The organism is Parvibaculum sp., assembly GCF_049672805.1.
Classification (GTDB): domain Bacteria; phylum Pseudomonadota; class Alphaproteobacteria; order Parvibaculales; family Parvibaculaceae; genus Parvibaculum.
Genome location: NZ_JBATWS010000009.1, coordinates 1 through 4,212, shown reverse-complemented (window position 1 = coordinate 4,212; position 4,212 = coordinate 1). Strand labels below are relative to the sequence as shown.

Sequence of the window (4,212 nt, the reverse complement as noted above, 5' to 3'; positions counted from 1 at the left end):
AAGTCCCGCCGCCCAGGGGGCGGTGCTTTCCTCGACATGGGCCTGAAGCTCAATCAGCAGGGCAGAAAGCGCCGCATGGTCCTCATCAAGAGCAGATACGACCAGGGAGCGGTCCTTCGTGCCCGCTGCTTCCTCAAGGCGCGCCTTGAGGCTCTTATCCTGGACAAGCCTTACGGCATCGGCAAAGAGCGCCCGCATTTCGGCATTGTCCGTCACGCGCACCTCCGCCGCGCGTTCATATTCCTGCGCTGTCAGGTAGAGCATCATGCTCATGATGCTGATGCTGCCGGTGGAATATTCCGCATTCAGACGGGGCGCGATTTCCGTCAGCATGGTCCCGAAAAAACCGCGCATGACGATGGGCAGGTCGGGTTTCATCGCCGCGCCTCCTTTGAAAGTTCGGCCAGACGGCTCGCCAGCACACGGTTATGCACATCGGTGCAATACCAACTCGGCATGGCGAGGATCGGGTCGGTGCTTGCCCCGCTCTGATATTCCTTGCCGGAAGAAATCCAGATCGCGAGCCCCTTCAGCGAATTGAAAACTTCCCACCAGCGAAGGGCCACGGGATCAATCTTGAGCCCGCTGGACTCTTCCCAGAGCGCGAACGCCTCTTCTCGCGGAATCATGCGGCCGGGCTTATCCGGATGCTCGAATGCCCAAAGCGGGTCTGCCGCCCAGGCGATGTCTTCCAGCGGATCACCGAGATGAGCCATTTCCCAGTCGAGGATCGCACGGATGTCGCCCGCCTCGTCATGCAGAAAATTGCCGCTGCGATAATCGCCATGAACCACCGAAATCTTCTGTGCCGGTGGCGGCGGATTGCGCCGTAACCAGCGAATGGCCGCGCGGGCGACGGGCTGGGGAACAAGCTCATCCTCATCGATGACCTTTTCCCATTTGTCGAGTTCGATGCGCCAGCATTCATCGGGCGCAGGCAATTCTATGCCCGTTTCAAAGCCGATGGCTTCCGGGTCGGCGGCTGCAATCTTGCCGAGATGGAACCAGAACTGCTTGCCGATCTTCTCTGCATGTTCTCCATAGGGATCGAGCCTGAAGGGAGAGCCTGCAACGCAGTTTTCGATCTGCTCCATGATGATGAAAGGACGGTCGAGCCACTTCACATCCGTTTCAATGTAAAGCGGCTCAGGCACGGGAAGCCCCGTCGGGTGGAAGGCGCGATAGGCATTGAACTCGATATCGCGCTCCGTCTCGATCAGGCTTGATACCGGGTCGCGGCGGAGAATGAGCGGGCGCCGCACGGGGCGACCACTCTCTTTCCAGGTTGCAACAAACCGATATGTCTCGCGGCTCGCACCGCCGGGGATACGCGACACCCCGGTAATTTCGATATCCGAGGCAGCCGGAATCCGGTGCGCCAGATAGGCGGCAAGACGGGAAGAAATATCCTCCATGTCAGTCGTCCTATTTCGCAGAATCAAGAACGTCTTTGAAGCCCGAAGGCGCATGGGGCCCGATGATGAGCTGTTCGAGAATACCCCGCCCTTCCCGCTTCGATCCGTCAGGAAGCGTCATCACCGCATCGCTCAATGCCTGAATATGGAGATAGGGCGGCGCGTAAGTCTTGATGTCGGCCAGCCTGAATTCTTCATAGCCAAGCGCGTTGTCACCGCGATGCGCACCGTGGTTCCACTCCGGGTGGCTGTAGCCGATACCCATCATGTAAAAATTGAAACGCGGCGTGAGATCGATCTGCGTCTTCGCTCCCTTGCGATCCTCAAAGAAGATCGAGCAGGACTTCGCATGGCGCGAGCCGGAATGGTAAGCGATCTCGTAGCTGACACGGTCCATTTCCTGCGACTTCGCATCCGCACCGAGCGGGCATACCACGCCCGACAGGTTCCACGGCTCGCCGTGCTCGTCATCATTCACATGGAAGAGAGAAATGCGGTCGTCGAAATTGAGCGGCGCCCAGAGCCAGAAGAATTGAAACTCCATCGGCGGCACATGCGGCTGCGGGTCCGCTGCACCAATCGGGCGCACACCCCATGAGCGATCGCGCGTGCCAAGGAAATCATCGGCCTTCACGTCGATGCGTTTGCCCTTGACCTCGATCCAGCCTTCCCAGGTACCGTTCTGCGTCATGCGCGTCACGTCCATCAGGGTGCGCGGACCGTTGCGGCGCGTGAAGCGCGGCTCCTTGAGCGCGGGCGCGCGGCCGGTGAAGGTCAGGTCCGCCTTGATGCCATATTCATTGTCGGCGACGCGGACGCGGAGCGAATGAAGCGGCTCCACGATATCGACAGAGACGGGGCCGACATGCGTGTCCATGCGCTCCGAGTTCAGAAAGCGCGAGGCGTGAAGATTGTGCTGCACACCATCGACGATGACGCTGAAGGCGGCGTCCATGATGTTGACATGCGGATAGACGCCGAGCGCGGCGGCAAAGAAGACGTCGCCCGAACGCGTGTAGCCGTTGAAGAAGTAGCGGTCGTAGAAGTTACGGTCGGTGCCCGAAAACGCGATCGGCTCCGGCATCTGGTGAATCGGATAGTCGTCGGCCTTGGTGAGCATTCCTGTTCCTCCCCGTTCCGGCTTGTTGCCGCCGGATACGTGTTTTTTGTTCCGATGGCGCAACAATGACCGCGCGGCATCGCAGGGTCAACGAAGCGCGCCCCGGGGCAGGATAACTGACGTAGCGGCAGCCAAGTCTCAGATTTCCACCATGTCGAAATCTTCCTTGGGCGTGCCGCAATCGGGGCAGACCCAGTCGTCCGGCACATCCTCCCAGCGCGTGCCGGGCGCGATGCCATCATCCGGCCAGCCCTCCGCCTCGTCGTAGATGAACCCGCAGGTCGCGCATTGCCATTTCCTGTTGGCCTCGGCCATCGGACCCTCCTCTCGCGCGTGCATGTCGGAAGAGCCTAGCGCAACGCTACGTTATTTGCAGGACCGCACCTTGTTATTCCTCCCCATAAGATTAATATGACCGGAAACTCCGTGCCGGTCAGTCCGGCAACTGCAGAGAGAGGGAGGACGGCATGCGCATCTTCATCACAGGCGCGTCGGGATTCGTGGGCGGTGCGGCGGCGAAAAAGCTGAGCGGCACGCATGAGGTGCTGGCCCTGTCGCGCTCCGAGAAATCGGATGCGGCGATCCGCGCCGCGGGCGCAACGCCCGTTCGCGGCGATCTGGGCAACGTTACCGCCGCCATGCTGAAAGACGTCGACGCCATCGTGCATTGCGCGGCGAAGGTCGAGACCTGGGGCCGGATGAAGGATTTCTGGGCGATCAACGTGACGGGGACGGAGCGCCTGCTGAAAGCGGCGCGCGAGGCGGGCGTGAAACGCTTCGTCCATATCGGCACCGAGGCTGCGCTCTTCTACGGCCAGTCGATGGACGATCTCGACGAGACGGCGCCGATGGCCTTCGACTCGCCCCTGCCCTATCCGCGCACCAAGGCGCATGCCGAGAAGGCCGTGCGCGCGGCGAACGGAAACGGTTTGACGACGATCGTACTCAGGCCCCGCTTCATCTGGGGCCCCGGCGACCAGACGCTGCTCCCGGCGCTGAAGGAGATGGTGGACACAGGCCGTTTCGCCTGGATCGGCGGCGGGCGCGCCGTGACCGACACGGCGCATATCTACAACGTGGTGCACGCCATCGAGCTTGCGCTCGAAAAGGGCAATGGCGGCGAAGCCTATTTCATCACCGACGGCGGCACCCCCATTTCGTTCAAGGAAATGATGACGAAGATGGCCGCCACGGCGGGCTTTTCCCTCCCCGACCGGAACATGCCGGGCTGGCTCGCGCGCGGCGCAGCGAAGATCATGGACCGGATCTGGAAGCTCACCTTGCGCCGGACGCCGCCGCCGCTCGACCCGCATACGGCATCGCTGATGTCACGCAATTGCACGCTGAAGATCGACAAGGCGAGACGAGAGCTGGGCTACGAGCCTGTCATCACCCGCGAGGCAGGACTGGCGGAGTTGCAGCGGGCAGGCTGACGGCGTTCCGCCGCATTGCATTCGCCTGTTCTTTGCCCGAAGCTCCGTTCACCCAGCGGGAGACGAAACATGCGCATCTGGATCGTGATCGGTGCCGTAAGCGGCTTTCTTTCCGTGGCGCTCGGCGCCTTCGCGGCGCACGGGCTGCAGGCGCGCGTGGGCCCGGCGGAACTCGCCGTCTTCGAAACCGGCGCGCGCTACCAGATGTATCACGCGCTCGCCCTTCTCGCGGTCGCCTTCGTGG

At 61.9% G+C, this 4,212-nt stretch carries 6 protein-coding genes; 2 read left to right on the top strand and 4 right to left on the bottom strand.

Going from position 1 to position 4,212, the window contains the following annotated elements; all coding sequences use genetic code 11:
• The 4 genes from WBF74_RS00395 to WBF74_RS00380 form a co-directional block, all read right to left on the bottom strand.
• On the bottom strand, positions 1 to 378 hold a 378-nt coding region (locus tag WBF74_RS00395; RefSeq protein ID WP_424433712.1), incomplete at its 3' end, for a hypothetical protein.
• Positions 375 to 1,415: a phosphotransferase family protein gene (locus WBF74_RS00390; RefSeq protein ID WP_424433711.1), complete on the bottom strand. Its 1,041-nt coding sequence runs from the start codon at positions 1,413 to 1,415 to the stop codon at positions 375 to 377. The genes WBF74_RS00395 and WBF74_RS00390, both read right to left, overlap by 4 nt.
• 10 nt (positions 1,416 to 1,425) lie before the next feature.
• Positions 1,426 to 2,535, bottom strand: coding sequence for a hypothetical protein (locus WBF74_RS00385; protein WP_424433709.1), 1,110 nt, complete (start codon positions 2,533 to 2,535; stop codon positions 1,426 to 1,428).
• 138 nt (positions 2,536 to 2,673) lie between these two features.
• The gene (locus WBF74_RS00380; protein ID WP_424433707.1) at positions 2,674 to 2,850 is read right to left on the bottom strand and encodes a rubredoxin; all 177 of its coding nucleotides are present in this window, start codon (positions 2,848 to 2,850) and stop codon (positions 2,674 to 2,676) included.
• Between the two features lie 152 nt (positions 2,851 to 3,002).
• On the opposite strand from WBF74_RS00380, the gene WBF74_RS00375 reads away from it, so the two are divergent.
• Positions 3,003 to 3,968: an NAD-dependent epimerase/dehydratase family protein gene (locus WBF74_RS00375; RefSeq protein ID WP_424433705.1), complete on the top strand. Its 966-nt coding sequence runs from the start codon at positions 3,003 to 3,005 to the stop codon at positions 3,966 to 3,968.
• 69 nt (positions 3,969 to 4,037) lie between these two features.
• Positions 4,038 to 4,212 (top strand): DUF423 domain-containing protein (locus tag WBF74_RS00370; protein WP_424433714.1); only part of this gene is annotated, 175 nt, incomplete at its 3' end.